The organism is Rahnella sp. PAMC25617 (assembly GCF_050606005.1).
GTDB lineage: Bacteria > Pseudomonadota > Gammaproteobacteria > Enterobacterales > Enterobacteriaceae > Rahnella > Rahnella variigena.
The window spans coordinates 1-510 of sequence record NZ_JBOCUM010000035.1 but is presented as its reverse complement, the minus strand read 5'-3'; the positions used below and the strand labels follow the sequence as shown (position 1 = coordinate 510).

The 510-nt window shown below is 47.8% G+C and carries 2 tRNA genes; both read right to left on the bottom strand.

Annotation, left to right across the window (positions count from 1 at the left end):
- Nucleotides 1-206: 206 nt before the first annotated feature.
- Nucleotides 207-282: transfer RNA gene (locus ACM615_RS23770), tRNA-Ala, on the bottom strand.
- 133 nt (nucleotides 283-415) lie between these two features.
- Nucleotides 416-492: transfer RNA gene (locus tag ACM615_RS23765), tRNA-Ile, on the bottom strand.
- Between the last annotated feature and the right edge of the window lie 18 nt (nucleotides 493-510).

Below are 510 nucleotides of genomic sequence, written 5' to 3'. Positions count from 1 at the left end.
CAACCCGAAGGTGTTTCCACCATCGCGCTGCGATTATTTGAGAGACTCTGTTACAGACTAATCCACCACTCAGTACTTCTACGGAGAGTGATGTTCAGCTGTAAACTTTCAATTTTCAGCTTGTTCCAGATTGTTAAAGAGCAAAATACTTCGCAGCATACTGTTTCCAATACACTCTGAAGTATTATTTAGGGGCTGTACGGTAATGGTGGAGCTAAGCGGGATCGAACCGCTGACCTCCTGCGTGCAAGGCAGGCGCTCTCCCAGCTGAGCTATAGCCCCATACAGTCACTTACAGATACCTTAATTACTCATCAGTCAGATGAGTCAGCCAATCACTTTCTCATCAAGGCGGAGTCATGCGAAGTTTGCTTGTGCAAACGAGACATGGCGACAACGAAGAGGAGGAAGGAATTGGTAGGCCTGAGTGGACTTGAACCACCGACCTCACCCTTATCAGGGGTGCGCTCTAACCACCTGAGCTACAAGCCTATTAAGGTATTTCTGCTC